Source organism: Pseudomonas sp. GW821-FHT12A04, assembly GCF_058807755.1.
The window spans coordinates 26,392-47,313 of sequence record NZ_JBXAQZ010000013.1; the positions used below are offsets into that span (position 1 = coordinate 26,392).

Here is a 20,922-nt window from a genome sequence, read left to right on the forward strand (position 1 = left end):
GGGGCTGTCTTACAGATATGTCCCGCAGCTGAAAAGAATAAAGCCTACAGGAGTGTTCAGTGTGAGCCGCCTGCTATTGAACTGCGACATCGGCGAGAGTTTCGGCAGCTGGACCATGGGTCTGGACGCGGAAATCATGCCCTTCATCGATTGCGCCAACGTTGCCTGCGGTTTTCACGCCGGCGACCCGAGCATCATGCGCAAGACCGTCAGCCTGGCCCTCAGCCACGGTGTGCAAGTTGGCGCGCATCCGGCCTATCAGGATCTGGTGGGGTTCGGCCGTCGTTCCATGGCCTATGCCCCCCAGGAACTTCAAGACATTCTGCATTACCAGATCGGCGCCCTCGACGGCATCTGCCGGGCCCAGGGCGGTCGTGTCAGTTACGTCAAACCCCATGGCGCGATGTACAACGACATGATGGCCAACCCGGCACAACTGCGCGCGGTGCTGCAAGCGGTAGCGTCCTATGATCGCAACCTGCCGTTGATGTTGATGGCCACCCGCGACAACAGCGCCGCCCAACAACTGGGCGATGAATACGGCGTGACCCTGTGGTTCGAGGCTTTTGCCGACCGCGCTTATGACAGCGCCGGCAGGCTGGTGTCGAGACAACTGCCGGGAGCGGTGCATCACGATCCGGAAACAATCATCGAACAGGCACTGACCATTGCCCGTGGCGATCCGCTCACCGCCAGCGATGGCAGCGCCCTGCATTTGCAGGCCAACACTCTTTGCGTGCACGGCGACAACGCCAGTTCGGTCGCTGCCGTGCAACGCATCCGTGAAGCCTTGAACCGGCAGAGCGCGTCATGAAGCTGCGGGTGGAAGTGGTGGCGCTGGATTGCCTGATGGTGCGCCTGTTCGATGAAATTGCCGAAACCAACATGCCGTGGATGCTGGCAGCCAGTGAAAGTCTGCGCACGGCATTCGCCGGGCATCTGATTGATCTGGTGCCGTCCTACACCACCTTGATGGTGCATTACGACTTGACCGCGCTGAGTCCCGCCCAGGCCCGGGAGTTGATTGCCCAGGCACTGATCGATCTGTCGCCCAATGCGCGTACGCGCGGTACCTGCCATGTGTTGCCGGTGTGGTACGACTTGAGCGTCGGTCCGGAATTGAGCCTGTTGTCGCAACGCAGCGGGTTGGCGGTAGAGGAGGTGATCCGTCGTCACTGCGAGCGTGAATATCAGGTGTTTGCCCTGGGCTTTGCGCCGGGCTTCGCTTTCATGGGGCTTGTGGAAGAGGTGCTCGCCGCGCCGCGTCTGAACACGCCCCGCAAGAAAGTCGCCGCCGGCAGTGTCGGCATCGCCGAACGGCAAACGGCGGCCTACCCGGTGGTGTCGCCTGGGGGCTGGAACCTGATCGGCCGCACGCCGGCCAAATTGTTCGATCGCAACCGTGACGGCTACAGCCTGATGCAACCCGGTGACACCGTACGGTTTGAAGCAATCGGCCACGCCGAATTCATTAACCTGGGCGGTGACGATACGCCACTGGAGGCCCAGGCATGAGCCGTCTGACCATTGAAGCGAGTACGGCGCTGTGCCTGTTGCAGGATGCCGGTCGATTTGGCGTGCGGCATCTGGGCGTGACCCAGGGCGGAGCCGCCGATTGGCGTTCGATGTCCTGGGCCAACTGGCTGTTGGGCAACGGACTGGATGCGCCGGTAATCGAAATCACCCTTGGCGGATTCACCCTCGTGGCCGAGGACGATTGCGTGCTGGCCTTGGCCGGAGCGGATCTTGGCGCGCAGGTGGACGGCGAAGCGCTGGCGCCATGGCGCAGTTTCAGGTTGCACAAAGGTCAGCGTTTGCAATTCACCCGGCCGCTACTCGGCGCCCGGGCCTATCTGGCGGCGCCGGGTGGGTTTGATGCACCGAAAGTGCTGGGCAGCAGCGCGACGGTGGTCCGTGAAGAACTGGGTGGCCTGGACGGAATGGGCCATGCGCTGGGTAAAGGCGCGTCCTTGAGCTACTCGGGGAACTCGCTGGTATTGCTGCGGGAGTTGCCAAGCCAATGCGTGCCGGATTTCACCGGCGAGCCATTGCTGGATCTGGTGCTTGGTGCGCAGATTGGCGAGTTCAGCGGGCAGAGTCTGTTCGATGCGTTCAACAGCGTGTGGAGTCTTGACAGCCGAGCCGACCGGATGGGCATTCGCCTGTTGGGCACGGCGCTGCAGTACCAGGGCAAACCGATGATTTCCGAAGGTATTCCGTTGGGGGCGGTGCAAGTGCCGCCTGACGGGCAGCCGATTGTGTTGCTCAATGATCGACAGACCATCGGTGGTTATCCGCGATTGGGGGCGTTGACACCGTTGGCACTGGCGCGGCTTGCGCAGTGCCTGCCGGGGGCGCGGGTGCGGTTGCGGCCGGTGGTGCAGGATGTGGCGCATCGAGAACAGGTCGAGTATTTGCGGCGCTTTTTGAAAGGCTAAAAGCTTCGCGAGCAAGCCCGCTCCCACATTGGATCTTTGTCGTACATAAGACCCTGTGGGAGCGAGCTTGCTCGCGATGGCGTCAGTCCAGACAGCAGAACTACTTGGACAGAAACCGCATCCCTTCCTCCAGCCCGCGAAGGGTCAGCGGATACATCTGGTCCTCAATCAAATCCCGCACGATGTTGGTCGAAGAGGTATAGCCCCACGTGTCCTTCGGATACGGGTTGATCCAGATGAGTTTCTTGTACTTCTCCTTGAACCGCTGCATCCACACGTAACCGGCTTCTTCGTTCCAGTGCTCGACGCTGCCGCCCGCCTGGGTGATTTCATAGGGCGCCATGGCGGCATCACCGATGAAGATCACTTTGTAGTCGGCACCGTACTTGTGCAGCAGGTCCATGGTCGAGGTGCGTTCGGAGGTGCGGCGCATGTTGTTCTTCCACACCGATTCATAAATGAAGTTGTGGAAGTAGAAGTACTCCAGATGCTTGAACTCGGTCTTGCAGGCCGAGAACAGCTCCTCGCAAATCTTCACATGGGCGTCCATCGAGCCGCCGATGTCGAACAGGAGCAACAGCTTGACGGTGTTACGCCGCTCCGGCCGCATCTGGATGTTCAACAAGCCGGCATCCTTGGCGGTATGGTCGATGGTGCCATCGATGTCCAGTTCTTCGGCCGCGCCCTGTCGGGCAAACTTGCGCAAGCGCCGCAGGGCGACCTTGATGTTGCGGGTGCCCAGCTCGACCGAATCGTCAAGGTTCTTGTATTCGCGCTGGTCCCAGACCTTGACCGCCTTGCCCTGGCGCTTGCCGGCATCGCCGACCCGAATGCCTTCCGGGTTGAAACCGCCGGAACCGAACGGGCTGGTGCCACCGGTGCCGATCCACTTGTTGCCACCGGCGTGGCGTTCCTTTTGTTCTTCCAGACGTTTCTTGAACTCTTCGATCAGCTTGTCCAGGCCGCCCAGGGACTGGATCGCCGCCCGCTCTTCGTCGGTCAGCGAACGCTCGAATTCCTTGCGCAGCCAGTCTTCGGGAATCAAGGCCTGCAAGTGGTCGTCGAGTTTTTCAAGACCATTGAAGTAGGCACCGAACGCCCGGTCGAACTTGTCGAAATGCTTTTCGTCCTTCACCAGGATCGCCCGGGACAGGTAATAGAACTCGTCCATGTCGGCGAAGGTCACGCGCTGTTTCAGCGCGTTGATCAGGTCCAGCAGCTCACGCACCGAGACAGGCACCTTGGCTGCGCGCATTTCATTGAACAGGTTGAGCAACATGGCGTTGACCCTTATCGGCTGCCGCGACGGCTCATGAACGCCAGACGCTCCAGCAGTTGCACGTCCTGTTCGTTCTTGACCAGCGCACCGGCCAGCGGCGGGATGGCCTTGGTCGGATCACGCTCGCGCAGCACCGCTTCGCCGATGTTGTCGGCCATCAACAGCTTCAGCCAGTCCACCAGCTCGGAGGTCGAAGGCTTCTTCTTCAGGCCCGGCACCTTGCGTACGTCGAAGAACACGTCCAGCGCTTCGCTGACCAGGTCTTTCTTGATGTCCGGGTAGTGCACGTCGACGATCCGCTGCATCGTCACGCGATCCGGGAAAGCGATGTAGTGGAAGAAGCAGCGGCGCAGGAACGCATCCGGCAGCTCTTTTTCGTTGTTGGAGGTAATGATGATGATCGGGCGTTTCTTCGCCTTGATGGTCTCGTCGATCTCGTAAACGTAGAACTCCATCTTGTCGAGTTCTTGCAGCAAGTCGTTCGGGAATTCGATGTCGGCCTTGTCGATTTCGTCGATCAGCAGGATGACCCGTTCTTCGGATTCAAAGGCTTCCCAGAGCTTGCCTTTTTTCAGGTAGTTGCGAACGTCGTGGACCTTTTCCGTGCCGAGCTGCGAATCGCGCAGACGGCTGACCGCGTCGTACTCGTACAGGCCCTGGTGGGCCTTGGTGGTGGATTTGATGTGCCAGGTGATCAGCTTGGCGCCAAAGGATTCGGCCAGTTGCTCGGCGAGCATGGTCTTGCCGGTGCCCGGTTCGCCCTTGACCAGCAACGGCCGCTCCAGGGTGATGGCGGCGTTGACCGCCAGCTTCAGGTCATCGGTGGCGACGTAGGCCTGGGTGCCTTCGAACTTCATCTGCTAATCCTCGAACGGTAACGCCGACCTGTACGAGGCAGGGCGGGGGGCAATAAAAGAGTCAGCCCCGACTATAACGCGGTGTCCGGTCGACTGTGAACGCAGACGGCTTATTCAGTCTCTGAATGGGGCGTCACTTGGTGACTCAGCCTGCATCCGGCTTTGGCCGTTCATACCGCGCATTGAATGCCTGGATGAAACCATTGCGCAAAATCTGTAAAAAAGCCTGGAATGCGCTGACATCTTGCTGATGCACATTACCCTTGAGCTCGACCCGTGTCGCAAACTGGTTTTTGCCCTGGTTTTTCAAGACGGTCTCGGTACCGCCGACGAGGGCTTCCCAAATCGAGCGGAATAGCCCTTTGTCCTCGCTTTGCACATCCTGCTGCCAGTTGAACACGTCAACATCGCGCAGCAATGGCTTGATATAGCCGGTCAGTCGCCCCTTGCTGGCTGAGGCTTCGATCACCACGTCGCCATGGCCGGCGTTGAAGTCGAACTTGCCGTAGGCCGCGGCGAAGTCGTTCAAGCGCTTGAGCTCGATATCCGTGGTGCGCAAACGAAACTCGAAGTCTTCGAAGTCGCTCAAGGGATCGAAAGTGGCTGTGGTTTCCAGTGGTGCGTGCCCCAGCAGCAGGGCTTTGCCTTCGAAGCGCGCATCACGCTTGCCTTTGGTGTCGACCACGTTGGTGAGGTTGTAGATGTTGGCATCCACTTTTGTGGCATTCATGTTCACGGGTGGCTTGGAGTTGAAGTTGCGAAAACTGATCTTGCCGTCGTTGATCCGCACTTCGTTCAGGGTAATGGGCAGCAGCTTGCCTAATTGTGCTCGCCAGTCGGTACCCTCGCCGGTCTGGGAGTTTTTCTTGTTGGCACCGCCATCGACGAAGTTGACCTCGGGTTTGTCGAACTGCGCCTCGGCCACCACTGCGTGGTCATGCCAGAGCGAGTGCCAGCTGACGGAGAGGTCAATCAATGGCGCATTGACGAAAGGCACGGGGACCTTGCCATTGACCTTGACGATTTTCAGTCCATTGATTTTGTAGGCGCCGCGCCACAGGGCCAGGTCCACGTCGGTAATCTGGCCGCGGTAGTCACCCATATTCGCCAATCTCTCGTTGAGGTAATCGCGCACCATGTAGGGCAGGGCAATGTGCAAGGCAACCAGCAGCAGACCGAGGCCGGCGAGGGTCCACAGGGGCCAGCTGTATCGACGTTTCATGGCGGCAAATCTCTGGCTGTCTAAAGCCATTGACTGCACTGATAAGCGGACGTTCGACCCGACTGGACGCCTGCGGGCAAGAGGCTTACCTTGATGCCCTATTTCAATGCTGTCGTTAAGGACCCAGCCATGAGCCGCATTTTCGCTGACAACGCCCACTCCATCGGTAATACGCCGCTGGTGCAGATCAATCGCATTGCGCCGCGTGGTGTGACCATCCTGGTCAAGATCGAAGGGCGCAACCCCGGTTACTCGGTCAAGTGCCGGATCGGTGCGAACATGATCTGGGATGCCGAGGGCAGCGGCAAACTCAAGCCGGGGATGACCATCGTAGAACCCACCTCCGGCAATACCGGCATCGGCCTGGCCTTCGTGGCCGCCGCCCGTGGCTACAAGCTGATGCTGACCATGCCGGCGTCCATGAGTATCGAACGCCGCAAGGTACTCAAGGCACTGGGCGCCGAACTGGTGTTGACCGAGCCGGCCAAAGGCATGAAAGGCGCCATCGAGAAAGCCGGTGAAATCGTTGCCGGCGACCCGTCGAAGTACTTCATGCCGGCGCAATTCGATAACCCGGCCAACCCGGCCATCCACGAAAAAACCACCGGCCCGGAAATCTGGAACGATACCGACGGCGCGGTCGACGTGCTGGTGGCAGGCGTCGGAACCGGTGGAACCATCACCGGGGTTTCACGGTATATCAAGAATACCCAGGGCAAACCGATACTCTCGGTGGCGGTGGAACCAGTGGTGTCGCCGGTGATCACCCAGGCCCTGGCCGGTGAAGAAATCAAGCCGAGCCCGCACAAGATCCAGGGCATCGGTGCCGGTTTTGTGCCGAAGAACCTCGATTTGTCGATTGTCGATCGGGTGGAACTGGTCAGTGACGAAGAGTCCAAGGCCATGGCCTTGCGCTTGATGCAGGAAGAGGGAATCTTGTGCGGGATTTCCAGCGGCGCCGCCATGGCGGTGGCCGTAAGACTGGCGGAGACCCCGGAAATGCAGGGCAAGACCATTGTCGTGATCTTGCCGGATTCCGGTGAGCGTTACCTGTCGAGCATGCTGTTCAGTGATCTGTTTACCGAACAGGAGAATCGCCAGTAAGTGCCAGATATTGGCGGATCGTGGCTGGCGCTGACGGTTGAGGCGTTATCGCTGGTTGCGATCCATTGATCTGTTCCGGTTGATGATGGATTGCATCAGCCAGCGTTCAGGCACCTTATGTTAATAAGTGCTTTGTTGCACATTCATTAACATTGAATGTTGAAAAGTGCAGGTTTTCACCGGGGCGGTAGTGTTTATCATGCTGGTAGCCACGTCGGGCAATGGACGTGGTGCGGTGCCGTTTATCTTCAAAGGAGTTGTCGATGATCCCGTCGTTTGCCGCGAAAGCCTCGTTGTTGTTGCTGTTTCTCGGTAGCACCCTCTATGTGCATTTGCGCGGCAAGGCGCGCCTGCCGGTTTTGCGCCAGTTCGTTAACCATTCGGCACTGTTCGCCCCCTATAACGCCCTGATGTACCTGTTTTCCGGCATACCTTCGAAACCGTATCTGGATCGCAGCAAGTTCCCGGAACTTGATGTGCTCAAGGACAACTGGGAGGTGATTCGCGACGAAGCGATGCACTTGTTCGACGAGGGGTATATCCGCGCGGCGGCAAAGAACAACGACGCTGGCTTTGGCTCGTTCTTCAAGAAGGGCTGGAAGCGCTTCTATCTCAAGTGGTACGACAAACCGCTGACTTCCGCCGAAGCCTTGTGCCCGAAAACCGTGCAACTGGTCAACAGCATTCCCAGCGTCAAAGGCGCCATGTTCGCGCTACTGCCGGGCGGCAGCCACCTCAATCCGCATCGCGATCCGTTTGCCGGTTCCCTGCGTTATCACTTGGGCCTGTCCACCCCCAATTCCGATGATTGCCGCATCTTTGTCGACGGTCAGGTTTACGCCTGGCGCGATGGTGAAGACGTGATGTTCGACGAGACCTACGTGCACTGGGTCAAGAATGAAACGCTAAAGACCCGTGTCATACTGTTCTGCGATATCGAACGTCCGCTGAGCAATCGCTTCATGACCCGCATCAATCGCAGTATCAGCGCCTGGCTAGGTCGTGCGACTGCACCGCAGAACCTTGATGACGAGCGAGTAGGGGGCATCAACCGGGTCTATGCCTGGAGCAAGAACTCCAGCGATAAATTCAGTGGTGTGGTCAAGCAATGGAAGCGGCGCAATCCCGAGGCCTACCGTGTACTGCGTCCGGTACTGGCGGTGCTGGTGCTGATGTTGTTGGGGTATTGGTTGTTTGGCTAACGCCGGATACAGAATAAAAGAGCCGCTCGTTGTGAGCGGTTTTTTACAGGTTTTCGCGCAATCCCTGAATGCCCCTCCAACCGCACACTGCAGACTCTGTAACAACTGTCGTAGCTGGCCTTTTGGTCGAGTCGTTGCAATCCATGTCGAACGCTGGTTATAGTCGGCGCACGGTGAGTTTCGGACTCACTTTTTTATCCCTCGAGTAAAGATCAGCCCAATGCCTGCATCCCTCATCAACGCGGTAGTCGATTCAGCGGTCAACGCTGGCGTCGTGCCGTGCGGGAATCAGCAGCCGGGGCAGATCAGTCATTACCCCCCTCCTGTCAGTCGCACGCCAGTGTGCGCGGTGGTCTCACCGCCAGGCGTTGGCATTTCGGGCTGATCAGCTGCTTTCTGCTGTTCCCCTGCCTACCTGAAAAAAACGACTGAATTTCAGCTTCGGCTGAGTTGGCTTTTTGCCTGACTACAGGTGGTATTCATGTTTGTCCTTTCGAAAAACTCCGCGCTCGCGGCGGCGTCCACGAGCCTGTTCGTTCTGCTGTGGAGCAGCGGGGCGATCTTCTCCAAATGGGGGCTGGCCCACGCGTCGCCCTTTGCCTTCCTGATGTTCCGTTTCGTCATCGCCCTGGGCGGCCTGGTGTTGCTGGTGCCGTTGCTCAAGCTGAAGTTGCCCAAGGGCGGCAAACCGATGCTGTATGCGATGGTCACCGGCGTGGTGTTGTTGGGGGCGTATCAGATTTTCTATCTGCTGGCCCTCGACCTTAAAGTCACGCCCGGGGTGATGGCGACCATCATGGGCGTGCAGCCGATTCTCACCGTAGTGATCATGGAGCGGCACCGATCAATAAGCCGGATGTTCGGTCTGGCGCTAGGCTTGGCCGGGTTGATCATGGTGGTTTACCAGGGCATCGGTTTGGCCGGCATGTCTTTGGCGGGCATGCTCTTCGGTCTGCTGGCGCTGGCGAGCATGACGTTCGGTTCGATCATGCAGAAACGCATCACCGACAATCCCCTCGGCACACTGCCGGTGCAGTATCTGGCCGGACTGCTGTTGTGCGGGATTTTCGTACCCTTCCAGCCGTTTCACTTCGAACACAGCAGTGGATTCATCCTGCCGGTGCTATGGATGGGGCTGGTGGTGTCGGTGCTGGCAACGCTATTGCTGTACCGCTTGATCGCTCGAGGCAATCTGGTGAACGTCACCAGCCTGTTTTATCTGGTGCCGGCGGTAACGGCGGTGATGGACTATCTGATCTTCGGCAATCGCCTGGCGATGTTGAGCCTGTTCGGTATGCTGCTGATCATCGTCGGTCTGGTGTTTGTGTTCCGTAAAACCGCGTAATTGCGTGCAAACCCGCAAGGGCCTGGAGCCATGCTCCGGGCCTTTGTGATTTTTGGCGTCATCCGCAACGCCACAACACTACCGGCCAGCCACCAAACCCGGTTTCACCGCCGCCGGCTTCAACACCAACCACAACGCCAGCGCAATCAACATCCCGCCATAGATATGCGCCATCGACAGTGGCTCATCGAGAAACAGCGCCCCCCACAACACGCCGAACAATGGGATCAAAAAGGTCGTAGTCATCGATTTCACCGGACCAATCGAGCTCAGGAGGCGGAAGTAAATAATGTACGCAAACGCCGTGCATCCCAGACCCAACCCCAGCAACGAGAGCCAGACACTCCAGCCGCCCCAGGTCGCGGGTGGTTGGCTGATCACGCTGTAGCCGAACAGCGGCAGCAGGAACAATGTCGCGCCAAGCATGCTGCCCACTGCCGACAAACGGCTGTCGAGACCACCGGCCTGATCGAGCCAGCGGCGGGCCAGAAACCCCGCAAATCCATAGCAGGTGGTCGCGAGCAGGCAGGCGACGGCACCCATCAGCAGTTCCAAATCGAACGCCACCGGACCGGCGCGGGTCAGCACGCCCACGCCGAACAGCCCCAGGAACACGCCGCCGAGTTTGGCGCCAGTGAGCCTTTCATGGAAAAACAGGCCGCCGATCAGCACGCCCATCAAGGGTGTCGTGGCATTGAAAATCGACGAGTAACCGGCTGGAAGCACCTGCGCAGCCACCGAATAGAGCGTCGCCGGAATCCCGGAGTTGATCACCCCAAGCAGCATCACGGTCTTGAGTTTGCCCTTGAAGTCCCAACTGATGCGCATCAGGCCGAGAATCACCAGCAGTCCGGCAGCGGCGATCGATACACGGAAAAAAGCGGTAGGAATGCTGCCGATCACCGGGGCGATGATGCGCATGAACAGAAAACTGGCCCCCCAAATGGCCGCCAGGGACAGTAAACGGAAAATATCGACGGGGTTCACAGCGCGGTCCTTCCTTGGGGGAGGGGCGAAAGTGTTGCTGAGTGTGTGATCGATGGCAACCGAAAACCGGGCATTTAATTCACCCAGAAAATTACGCTTCTCCTGCACCCGGTTCACTGGCTAAGCTCAAGCCTCCCGAATTCCCGCAGAGGTCTCACCATGCCGCAGCAATGGCCAGCCGCCGACATCGCCCGCTTGATCCTCGATGGCTTTGACGATTACCGCGAGCATTTTCGCCAGATCACCGACGGCGCCCGGGCCCGCTTCGAACAGGCCAAGTGGCAGGAAACGCAGACGGCGTCGGCGGCACGGATCAATCTGTATGAAGACAAGGTCGGTGAAACGGTGGAGCGACTGCGCACCGCGTTTGACGCCGACACCCTGGACGTCAGCTGCTGGCCGCTGGTCAAAAACGCCTACATCAGCCTGATCGACCTGCGCTTCGACGATGAACTGTCCGAGACCTGGTACAACTCGATCTTCTGCGGGCTGTTCAGCCATGACCTGATCAGTGACGGCTGCATGTTCATCCACACCACCCGGCCGAGCCTGCGCCGCGCCCGGGCCGCGCAAACCCGTACCTACAAGCCGCAAGGCCAATTGTCGGCGATGCTCGCCAGCATCTTCGCCGACTACCGTTTCAGTGAGGATTACGCCGACCTGGCCGGTGACCTGAAGCGCCTCGAAGCGCAGTTGCGCGAGAACCTGCCGGATTGGGTGTGCAAGGATCCGGAGCTGAGCGTCGAGCTGTTTTCCTCGGTGCTGTACCGCAATAAAGGCGCGTACCTGGTGGGGCGCATCTACACCGCCGACGAGCAATGGCCGCTGGCAATTCCATTGCTGCACCTGGAGGGTCGCGGCATCCAGATCGATGCGCTGATCACCGATGAAGCAGACGTGTCGATCATCTTCTCGTTCACCCGCTCGTATTTCATGGTGGATGTGCCGGTGCCGGCGGAGTTCATCGGCTTTCTGCGGCGCATCCTGCCGGGCAAGCACATCGCCGAGCTGTACACCTCGATCGGCTTCTACAAGCACGGCAAGTCGGAGTTCTACCGGGCACTGATCAATCACCTGGCCAATACCGACGACCAGTTCATCATGGCCCCCGGCGTGCGCGGCATGGTCATGAGCGTGTTCACCCTGCCGGGTTTCAACACCGTGTTCAAAATCATCAAGGACCGTTTCTCGCCGTCGAAAAACGTCGACCGCGCCACGGTGATCGAAAAGTACCGCCTGGTGAAAAGCGTCGACCGGGTCGGGCGCATGGCCGATACCCAGGAGTTCGCCGACTTCCGTTTCCCCCTGAGCAAGTTCGATCCGGCGTGCCTGGAGGAACTGCTGGAAGTCGCACCATCCACGGTGTCGGTGGAAGACGATACGGTGCTGATCCGCCACTGCTGGACCGAGCGCCGGATGACCCCGCTGAACCTCTACCTGGAGAACGCCAACGAGGCGCAGGTGCGCGAGGCCCTGGAAGACTATGGGCTGGCGATCAAGCAACTGGCGGCGGCCAACATCTTTCCCGGCGACATGCTGCTGAAGAACTTCGGGGTGACCCGTCACGGTCGGGTGGTGTTCTACGACTACGACGAGATCTGCTTCCTCACCGAGGCCAATTTCCGCCACATCCCGTTGCCACGTACACCCGAAGATGAAATGGCGTCCGAACCGTGGTACTCGATCGGGCCACTGGACGTATTCCCGGAAGAGTTTCCACCGTTCCTGTTTGCCGATTCGGGGCAGCGCAAGTTGTTCGATCAGTTGCATGGCGAGTTGTACAACGCCGATTACTGGAAGAGCCTTCAGGAAGCGATTCGGGCGGGGAAGGTGATTGATGTGTTTCCGTATCGGCGTAAAGGCTTGGACAACGAGTAGTTCTCACTGACGCCATCGCGAGCAAGCTCGCTCCCACATTTGACTGCAGTGTGCCCTGATTTTGTGGTCACTATACATCCAGTGTGGGAGCGAGCTTGCTCGCGATCGGCCGCGCAGCGGTCGTAAAATCTGCGACAATCGCCACCCTGCGCCACTAGACGACCGAATTGCGTACCCGATGACCGACGAATCGCCCTCCATCGACAAACTGCTGAAAAACCTCGATCACGCCATGCTCGCCGACCGCCACCGGCTGCGGCGGCAGTTGCTTGAGCTGCGCAAGAAACCCGACGAGGCCAGGCTGGGCCAGTGGGTGACGCGGATGCAGGCGTCCTGTGAGCAGGTACTGGCGCGCAAGGCCAGCCTGCCGGTGATCCGTTACGACGACAGCCTGCCGATCGCCGCCAAGCGCGACGAAATCAAAAAGGCGCTGGAAAAGCATCAGGTGCTGATCATCGCCGGTGAGACCGGCTCGGGTAAAACCACCCAGTTGCCAAAGATTTGCCTGGAAATCGGTCGCGGCCAGCACGGCCTGATCGGCCACACCCAGCCCCGCCGGATCGCTGCGCGCAGCGTCGCCAGCCGGGTCGCCGAAGAACTCGGTACACCGCTGGGCGCGTTGGTCGGCTATCAGGTGCGATTTGAGGATCAGAGCGATTCCAGCACCCTGATCAAACTGATGACCGACGGCATCCTGCTGGCGGAAACCCAGAATGATCGTTATCTGGAACGCTACGACACGATCATCGTCGACGAGGCCCACGAACGCAGCCTCAACATCGACTTCCTGCTCGGCTACCTGAAAACCCTGCTGCCGCGCCGTCCCGACCTGAAAGTCATCATCACTTCGGCAACCATCGACCTGGAGCGTTTCTCCAAGCACTTCGATGACGCGCCGATTGTCGAGGTATCCGGCCGCACCTACCCGGTGGAGACCTGGTATCGCCCGCTGACGCTTGAGCAGGACGAAGAGGGCAACCGCGTCGAGGACGACCTGACGGTGGATCAGGCGATCCTCGCCACCCTCGACGAAATCGCCGCCTACGAGCGCAGCGAACGGCGTAGCCCCGGTGACGTGCTGGTGTTCCTGCCCGGCGAGCGCGAGATTCGCGACGCCGCCGACATGCTGCGCAAGGCTCAGCTCAAGCACACCGAAATCCTGCCGTTGTACGCGCGGTTGTCGCCGGCCGAGCAACAGCGGATTTTCCAGTCTCACCCAGGCCGTCGCGTGGTACTGGCGACCAACGTCGCGGAAACCTCGCTGACCGTGCCGGGCATTCGTTACGTGATCGACAGCGGAACGGCGCGCATCAGCCGCTACAGCTACCGGGCCAAGGTCCAGCGCCTGCCCATCGAAGCCATTTCCCAGGCCAGCGCCAACCAGCGTAAAGGCCGGTGCGGACGGGTCGAGCCGGGCATCTGCGTGCGCCTGTACAGCGAAGAGGATTTCCTCGGTCGCCCGGAGTTTACCGATCCGGAAATCCTGCGCACCAACCTCGCGGCGGTCATTTTGCAGATGCTGCATCTGCGCCTCGGCGAGGTCACCGCATTCCCGTTCATCGAGCCACCGGATGGCAAGGCCATCAGCGACGGTTACAACCTGCTGCAAGAACTTTCGGCGGTGGACCGCAACAGTCAGCTGACTCCGCTCGGTCGCCAACTGGCGCGGCTGCCGGTGGACCCGCGCATGGGCCGCATGCTGCTGGAAGCGGCGAAGCTCGGCAGCCTGCAGGAAGTGCTGATCGTTGCCAGCGCCATGTCGATCCAGGACCCGCGCGAGCGTCCGCCGGAGCGTCAGCAAGCGGCGGATCAGGCCCACGCCCAGTGGAAAGACGCCGACTCGGACTTCGCCGGGCTGGTCAATCTGTGGCGTGGTTTCGAAGAGCAGCGCCAGGCGCTGACAGCCAGTCCGCTGCGTAACTGGTGCCGCAAGAATTTCCTCAATTACCTGCGCCTGCGCGAGTGGCGCGACTCCCATCGCCAATTGAGCCTGATCTGCCGCGACATGCAGCTGAGCCTCAATAAAGAGCCGGCGGACTATCCGAAACTGCACAAAGCGGTGCTGGTGGGGTTGCTCAGCCAGATTGGCCAGAAAACCGAAGAGGGCGATTACCTTGGCGCCCGTCAGCGGCGCTTCTGGATTCACCCGTCGTCGGGAATCGGCAAAAAACGCCCGCAATGGTTGATGACCGCCGAACTGGTGGAAACCACCAAGCTCTACGCGCGTATGGTCGCCAAGATCGATGCCGACTGGATCGAGCCGCTGGCCGGGCACCTGATCAAGAAGAACCACTTCGAGCCCCACTGGGAGAAGAAGCGTGGCCAGGTCGTGGCGTTCGAGCAGATCACCCTGTTCGGGTTGATCGTGGTCGGGCGCAGGCCGGTGCATTACGGCCCGGTCGACCCGGTGGTATCCCGCGAATTGTTCATCCGCGAAGCGCTGGTGCGCGGCGAGATTCAGTCCAGGGCCAAGTGCCTGACGGCCAACAAGCAATTGCTGGAACAACTCGACGAACTGGAAGCCAAAGCCCGCCGTCGCGATATCCTCGCCGACGAAGAAACCCTGTACGCCTTCTACGACGCACGGCTGCCGGCGGAGATCCATCAGACCGCGACCTTCGACAGCTGGTACCGCATCAACAGCCAGAAAGACCCGCAGCTGCTGATCATGCGCGAAGAAGACGTGCTGGCCCGCGAAGCCAGTGAAGTCACTGCCCAGCATTACCCGGATACGCTGCATATCGGCGATCTGGAATTAGCCCTCAGCTACCACTTCGAACCGAATCACCCGCGCGACGGCGTGACCCTGCGCGTGCCGGCACCGCTGTTGCCGATGCTGCCACCGGAACGCCTGGAGTGGCTGGTGCCGGGCGTCATCGAAGCCAAATGCATTGCCTTGGTGCGCAACTTGCCCAAGGCCTTGCGCAAGAATTTCGTACCGGTACCGGACTTCGTCAAGGCGGCCTTGCAGCGCATGACCTTTGCCGAGGGCTCGCTGCCTCAGGCCTTGGGTCGCGAACTGCTGCGCATGACCGGTGCGCGGGTCAGCGACGAAGCCTGGAGCGAGGCCGCGCAGCAGGTCGAAAGTCATCTGCGGATGAACCTGGAAATCGTCGACGCCCAGGGCAAGTTCCTCGGCGAAGGTCGCGATCTGGCCGAGCTCACCGCGCGTTTCGCCGAGGCCAGCCAGGCTGCATTGGCGGTGCCGCAAACCGCGAAGAGCCAGCAACCGGTGGAGCCGAAAGTGTTTGCCGCCGTGGCCGAGAAAACCCAACAGAAGATCGCCGGGCTATCGATGACGGTCTACCCGGCGCTGGTGGAGGAAGCAGGGACGGTCAAGGAAGGGCGTTTCTCCACCCCGGCCGAAGCCGAGTTCCAGCATCGCCGTGCCCTGCAACGCTTGCTGATGCAGCAACTGGCTGAGCCTGCGAAGTTCCTGCGCGGCAAGTTGCCGGGCCTGACCGAATTGGGCCTGCTGTACCGCGACATGGGACGGGTCGATGCGCTGGTGGAAGACATTCTGCTGGCCAGCCTCGACAGCTGCATTCTCGAAGGTGAAGACCCGCTGCCCCGTGACGGCGCCGGTCTGGCGTCCCTGGCCGAGCGCAAGCGTGGCGCCTGGACCGAGCACGCCGAACGTGTGGCGAAGCTGACCCTGGAAATCCTCAAGCTCTGGCATGGCCTGCAAAAGCGCTTCAAGGGCAAGATCGATCTCGCCCAAGCCGTGGCCCTGAACGACATCAAGCAGCAGCTCAGCTACCTGGTCTATCCGGGATTTGTCCGGGAAACGCCGATGCAGTGGCTCAAGGAGTTGCCGCGTTACCTCAAGGCGATCGAACAGCGCTTTGAAAAAATCGGTGCCCAGGTGCAGCGCGACCGGGTCTGGAGCGGCGAATTGAGCGGCCTGTGGACGCAATACCAGACCCGCGCCAGCAAACACGCCCAGGAAGGCAAGCGCGATCCGCAGCTGGAGTTGTATCGCTGGTGGCTGGAGGAATACCGGGTTTCGTTGTTTGCGCAACAGTTGGGAACCAAGGTGCCTATCTCCGACAAGCGCCTGAACAAGCAGTGGTCGCAAGTAGAGCCGTAGGCTCGAAGGCGGTGCAACCCCTGTGGGAGCGAGCTTGCTCGCGATAGCGGCCTGTCATGCAGCATAGATGTTGAATTTGATGGCCCCATCGCGAGCAAGCTCGCTCCCACAGGTTGCTGTGGTGTCTATAACAGGTGGGTTGTCCAGCAAAAAGGGGCCAAAACCCACGGTTTATGGCAAACTTCGCGCCTATAAACGCCGGCCCCGCGGTTTTGAGCCTTCACGGTCTCGGGCAGGTCGGAATAAAGCGATGCCAGGTTTGCGTCCCCCGGATGGGAATAGACCCTTTGTGTATTGGTACGACGGTGCCAATGCTTTCTGCCTGAACAGATTAGAGACACGACCATGCATAACGTCGTCATCAGCGGCACCGGCCTGTACACCCCGGCCAATAGCATTTCCAACGAAGAGCTGGTGCAGTCTTTCAATACTTACGTCGCGCAATTCAACGCCGACAACGCCGATGCCATTGCGCGCGGTGAAGTGGAGGCATTGACCGAATCCAGCGCCGCGTTCATCGAAAAGGCCTCGGGCATCAAAAGCCGCTTTGTCATGGACAAGGATGGCATCCTCGACCCGCAGCGCATGGCCCCACGCCTGCCGGAGCGCTCCAACGACGAGTGGTCGGTGCTGTGCCAGATGGCCATCGGCGCGGCCGAACAAGCCTTGCAGCGCGCCGGCAAGACCGCCGCGGACATCGACGGCGTGATCGTCGCCTGTTCCAACCTGCAGCGCGCCTATCCAGCCATTGCCATCGAAGTCCAGGAAGCGCTGGGCATCCAGGGTTTCGGTTTCGACATGAACGTGGCGTGCTCCTCGGCGACCTTCGGTATCCAGACCGCCGCCAACAGCGTGCAGCTGGGCCAGGCCCGGGCGGTCCTGATGGTCAACCCGGAAGTCTGCACCGGCCACCTGAACTTCCGTGACCGCGACAGCCACTTCATCTTCGGTGACGCTGCCACCGCGGTGATCATCGAGCGTGCTGACCTGGCGACGTCCAAGTACCAGTTCGACATCGTCAGCACCAAGCTGCTGACCAAGTTCTCCAACAACATCCGCAACAACTTCGGCTTCCTCAACCGTGCGGCGGAAGAGGGCATCGGTGCCAAGGACAAACTGTTCGTGCAGGAAGGCCGCAAGGTGTTCAAGGAAGTCTGCCCGTTGGTTGCCGAGCTGATCGGTGAGCATCTGCAGGAGAACCAGCTCAACGTCAGTGACGTGAAGCGCTTCTGGCTGCATCAGGCCAACCTCAGCATGAACCACCTGATCGTCAAGAAACTGCTGGGTCGCGACGCCACCGAACAGGAAGCGCCGGTGATTCTCGACACCTACGCCAACACCAGTTCCGCCGGTTCCGTGATTGCGTTCCACAAGAACCAGGACGATCTGGCTGCAGGTTCGCTGGCCGTGCTCAGTTCGTTCGGTGCCGGGTATTCGATTGGTAGCGTGTTGCTGCGCAAGCGCTGAAATTGTTTTAACTGTCGCAGCTGCGATTTTTTTGGCAGGGCTTTTGTGGCGAGGGGGCTTGCCCCCGTTCGGCGACGAAGTCGACGTAGAACAGGCTGATACGGTATGTCTGTCAAATTGCAGTGGCCGGGTTTGGGATCGCTTCGCGATCCAACGGGGGCAAGCCCCCTCGCCACAATGAATATGTGCAGGCGGGGATATGAAAACAGCCCGGCGTTGATGTGTCGGAGGATGATGGGGACCGATACATCAAAGCCAGGCTGTAAAAGCGTCCCGGGCTTCCTTGCCCGAGTCGTATAGCGGGGTGAATCAGAACTTGGCTTCGGCATCCAGTTGCAGGGTGTTGATGTCCGAATCGGTTTTCTTGATGTTGGCGTTGGTCTGGTCCGAGGTCGCCATGTAGTAGGTCGCGCCCAGGGTGAAGTTCTTGTCCAGTTCGTAGCTCACTTTCAGCTTGCTGCCGCGCGAACCGGTGAAGCCGTTGGCGAAGTCGGAGTCGGTGAAGGCGCCCACCACAGCGTTACGCTGTACGTCGCGGTAGTTGTAGTCCACACCGAAGCCGTAGAGCTTGGTTTTGACACCGGCCAACCAGCCAGTGTCCTGGTCGTTGCTGGCATCGGCGTTGTTGACGTACTGACCGTACAGCGACAGCGGTACTGGCAGGTTGGAGAAGTCCAGCTGGCCAAAGCCTTCGTACAATTTGAACTGTTCGCCCGGGCTGTTGCCGTTGACGGCCAGTGCGCACGGCGTGGTGACGGTGCCGCTAGTAGGGCAGGCGCTGCTGTCATCGTTGTCGTAGGCGTAGAGACTGCCGCCCAAGGTCATTTTCATGCTGTCGGTGATGGCGAAGCGACCACCCAACTGGCCGGCATACAGGCGCAGGTCGTGCTTGAACTGCACGCCTTCACCGTCGACGTTGTCCTTGAGGGTGTAGTGACCGGCGCTGCCGAACAGCTCGGTGCTGCCGCTCAGCGGGTACTTGTAGGTAACGGCCAGACCTTCCGGGCTGATGTCGCTATCCCAGATGATGTCGCCCATGCTCACCCATTGTTGCGGCATCTTGCCGCCAACCAGGTGCAGGTTCTTGATCGCGTCCGGGTGGTAATCGACGTAACCCTGGTCCAGCCAGATCTGCTTCTTGTCGAAGTAGTTGTCCAGGCTCTGGTTGGTGGATCGAGCGTCGTCGTTGTTGCCGGTGGCGATACGGATACCGGTGTCGACTTGCGGGTTGATTTCGGTGTAGGCACCCAGGCGGGCACGAATGCGCTGACGGTCCTGGTCTTTGTTGTTGGATACGCCATCGTTGTGCACGGTTTCCTGACGGAAGCGCACGTCGCCCTTGAACTGGGTCTTGGCAGCCCAGGCCAGTTTCTGGTCGAAAGCGCTCAGTGTGTCGGTTTTCTTCGCGGTGGCCGCGATTTGCTCGTTGGTCTCTTGCTGAGCCTGACGGGCGATCTGCTGTTCTTTCTTATCCCTGGCCAGCTCGGCTTGCAGTTCGCTGTACTGCGCGCTGGTGATCGAGCCGTTAGCCTTGAGCATGTCGAGCAGTTTGGCGTCGACTGCGGCACTGGCCGGAACACTCATGGCCAGCAACAGGCCACCGCACAAGGCCGCCGCAGTTTTCGTGGAAGCAAGACGCATATCAATCTCCGAAGATGAGAGGGGATGACAGAGCCATCCGGGACACAACCGACCATAAGGGGGCGGAAAACAGTGGCCGGGTATAACCCGGCGCTCTAAAAACAGGCGCCAGTATCGCGATGGTTTATTACAGGGCGGTGGCAATGTGATGTCATGTCGATGACGATACAAAGCTGCCGTGAACTATTGAGTTAGAGCGCTGTCGTCGTTTTGCCCGTGTGCATTGCAGAGCGATAGGCGATACTCGCGGGGCTTTCACGCCATGAAGAGTGAGGATGGTGATGCCGTTGCAACGCCTGCAAAAACTGTCAGAAATCGCCCCGCAGACGTGGGACGCACTGGTGCCCGAGACTCAGCCTTTTCTGCGTCACGCCTTTTTGAGCGCACTGGAAGACAGCGGCAGCGTCGGACCCCATACCGGCTGGCAGCCCGAGCATTTATTGCACGTCGAAGGGGATCGACTGATCGCCGCGCTGCCCGGTTATCGCAAGTGGCATTCCTATGGCGAGTACGTGTTCGATCACGCCTGGGCCGATGCCTGTGAACGTGCCGGCATCGACTACTACCCCAAGCTGTTGGGCGCGGTGCCGTTCAGTCCGGTCACCGGGCCGCGGTTGTTGGCGGCCACGGTCGAAGACGGCTTCGAGTTGTTGAAAAGCCTGCCGGGCTACCTGGAGCTTGAAGGGCTCTCCAGTGCCCACATCAATTTCACCGATCCGTTCACCGACGCGGCACTGAGCGAGCAACCGGGCTGGCTGCAGCGCGTTGGCTGTCAATACCACTGGCAGAATCGCGGCTACCGGGATTTCCAGGACTTCCTCGACGTGCTCAGTTCGCGCAAGCGCAAACAGATGCGCAAGGAGCGCGAGCAGGTGGCCGGCCAGGGCTTCGAATTCGAATGGCTGGAGGGGCGGGAACTGAGCCAGGCGCAATGGGATTTCGTCTATGCCTGCTACGCCAATACGTACGCGGTGCGCCGGCAAGCGCCGTACCTGACGCGGGAGTTTTTCAGCCTGCTGGCCGAGCGCATGCCGGAGTCGATTCGCGTGGTACTGGCCAAACAGGGTTCAAGGCCGGTGGCGATGGCGTTCAGTCTGGTGGGGGGCGACAGTTTATATGGCCGTTACTGGGGATGCCTGGCAGAGTTCGACCGCCTGCATTTCGAGACCTGTTTCTATCAGGGCATGGACTATGCCATTGCCAACGGTTTCCAGCGTTTCGATGCCGGAGCCCAGGGCGAGCACAAACTGATTCGCGGATTCGAGCCAGTCATTACGCATTCCTGGCACTACTTGCGGCATTCGGGATTGAAAGCTGCGGTGAAAGACTTCCTGGAGCAGGAGCGGCTGGGGGTGCTGGCTTATGCAGAGGATGCGAAGTCAGCCTTGCCTTATCGACAAGGCTGAACTTCA

Annotated in this window: 15 protein-coding genes; 10 read left to right on the top strand and 5 right to left on the bottom strand. The window is 59.9% G+C overall.

The features are described 5' to 3' along the window. Window positions 1-61 precede the first annotated feature (61 nt). Genes AC1RS8_RS20395 through AC1RS8_RS20405 form a run of 3 tightly spaced genes read left to right on the top strand, consistent with a single transcriptional unit; the run spans window position 62 to window position 2,438 of the window. Window positions 62-814 carry a 5-oxoprolinase subunit PxpA gene (locus AC1RS8_RS20395; protein WP_489339962.1) on the top strand — a complete coding sequence of 251 codons (753 nt, stop codon included), beginning with the start codon at window positions 62-64 and terminating at the stop codon, window positions 812-814. Further along, window positions 811-1,515: a 5-oxoprolinase subunit B family protein gene (locus AC1RS8_RS20400; protein WP_102671280.1), complete on the top strand. Its 705-nt coding sequence runs from the start codon at window positions 811-813 to the stop codon at window positions 1,513-1,515. Before AC1RS8_RS20395 ends, AC1RS8_RS20400 begins: the two co-directional genes overlap by 4 nt. Beyond that, a complete protein-coding gene (locus AC1RS8_RS20405; protein ID WP_489339963.1) occupies window positions 1,512-2,438 on the top strand; it encodes a 5-oxoprolinase subunit C family protein in 927 nt (308 codons plus the stop codon). The genes AC1RS8_RS20400 and AC1RS8_RS20405 overlap by 4 nt, the downstream gene beginning before the upstream one ends. A 100-nt stretch (window positions 2,439-2,538) precedes the next feature. Here AC1RS8_RS20405 and AC1RS8_RS20410 read toward each other — a convergent pair whose 3' ends face one another. The 3 genes from AC1RS8_RS20410 to AC1RS8_RS20420 all read right to left on the bottom strand — a co-directional run bounded on the left by AC1RS8_RS20410 (window position 2,539) and on the right by AC1RS8_RS20420 (window position 5,826). Next, window positions 2,539-3,717 (bottom strand): vWA domain-containing protein, encoded by a 1,179-nt coding sequence (locus AC1RS8_RS20410; RefSeq protein WP_008055445.1) that lies wholly within the window; start codon window positions 3,715-3,717, stop codon window positions 2,539-2,541. 11 nt (window positions 3,718-3,728) lie between these two features. Further along, window positions 3,729-4,574, bottom strand: a complete 846-nt coding sequence (locus tag AC1RS8_RS20415) for an AAA family ATPase (protein ID WP_057715989.1) — start codon at window positions 4,572-4,574, stop codon at window positions 3,729-3,731. Window positions 4,575-4,719: 145 nt separating this feature from the next. Next, entirely contained in the window at window positions 4,720-5,826 is a 1,107-nt protein-coding gene (locus AC1RS8_RS20420) for a DUF748 domain-containing protein (RefSeq protein ID WP_489339964.1), read from the bottom strand. A 99-nt stretch (window positions 5,827-5,925) separates the two neighbouring features. Between AC1RS8_RS20420 and cysK the strand changes: the two genes are divergently transcribed. From cysK to AC1RS8_RS20435, 3 genes are all read left to right on the top strand, one after another. Next, a complete protein-coding gene (gene cysK / locus AC1RS8_RS20425; protein WP_090453716.1) occupies window positions 5,926-6,900 on the top strand; it encodes a cysteine synthase A in 975 nt (324 codons plus the stop codon). A 263-nt stretch (window positions 6,901-7,163) separates the two neighbouring features. Further along, on the top strand, window positions 7,164-8,102 hold the full coding sequence (locus tag AC1RS8_RS20430) for an aspartyl/asparaginyl beta-hydroxylase domain-containing protein (RefSeq protein WP_489339965.1): 939 nt from the start codon (window positions 7,164-7,166) through the stop codon (window positions 8,100-8,102). Between the two features lie 481 nt (window positions 8,103-8,583). Further along, window positions 8,584-9,447, top strand: coding sequence for a DMT family transporter (locus AC1RS8_RS20435; RefSeq protein WP_489339966.1), 864 nt, complete (start codon window positions 8,584-8,586; stop codon window positions 9,445-9,447). Between the two features lie 78 nt (window positions 9,448-9,525). Here AC1RS8_RS20435 and AC1RS8_RS20440 read toward each other — a convergent pair whose 3' ends face one another. Continuing rightward, window positions 9,526-10,434, bottom strand: a complete 909-nt coding sequence (locus AC1RS8_RS20440; RefSeq protein WP_489339967.1) for a DMT family transporter — start codon at window positions 10,432-10,434, stop codon at window positions 9,526-9,528. A gap of 159 nt (window positions 10,435-10,593) precedes the next feature. On the opposite strand from AC1RS8_RS20440, the gene aceK reads away from it, so the two are divergent. From aceK to AC1RS8_RS20455, 3 genes are all read left to right on the top strand, one after another. Then, a complete protein-coding gene (gene aceK / locus AC1RS8_RS20445) occupies window positions 10,594-12,312 on the top strand; it encodes a bifunctional isocitrate dehydrogenase kinase/phosphatase (RefSeq protein ID WP_057715983.1) in 1,719 nt (572 codons plus the stop codon). A gap of 178 nt (window positions 12,313-12,490) precedes the next feature. Then, complete coding sequence (hrpA, locus tag AC1RS8_RS20450; RefSeq protein WP_489339968.1) at window positions 12,491-16,402, top strand: ATP-dependent RNA helicase HrpA; 3,912 nt, start codon at window positions 12,491-12,493, stop codon at window positions 16,400-16,402. 345 nt (window positions 16,403-16,747) lie between these two features. Further along, entirely contained in the window at window positions 16,748-17,869 is a 1,122-nt protein-coding gene (locus tag AC1RS8_RS20455; RefSeq protein ID WP_057715981.1) for a beta-ketoacyl-ACP synthase III, read from the top strand. A 309-nt stretch (window positions 17,870-18,178) separates the two neighbouring features. On the opposite strand, the gene AC1RS8_RS20460 is transcribed toward AC1RS8_RS20455, so the two are convergent. Then, a complete protein-coding gene (locus AC1RS8_RS20460; RefSeq protein ID WP_489339969.1) occupies window positions 18,179-19,510 on the bottom strand; it encodes a putative porin in 1,332 nt (443 codons plus the stop codon). A gap of 281 nt (window positions 19,511-19,791) precedes the next feature. On the opposite strand from AC1RS8_RS20460, the gene AC1RS8_RS20465 reads away from it, so the two are divergent. Continuing rightward, window positions 19,792-20,916, top strand: coding sequence for a GNAT family N-acetyltransferase (locus AC1RS8_RS20465; protein WP_489339970.1), 1,125 nt, complete (start codon window positions 19,792-19,794; stop codon window positions 20,914-20,916). The last annotated feature ends 6 nt before the right edge of the window (window positions 20,917-20,922 follow it).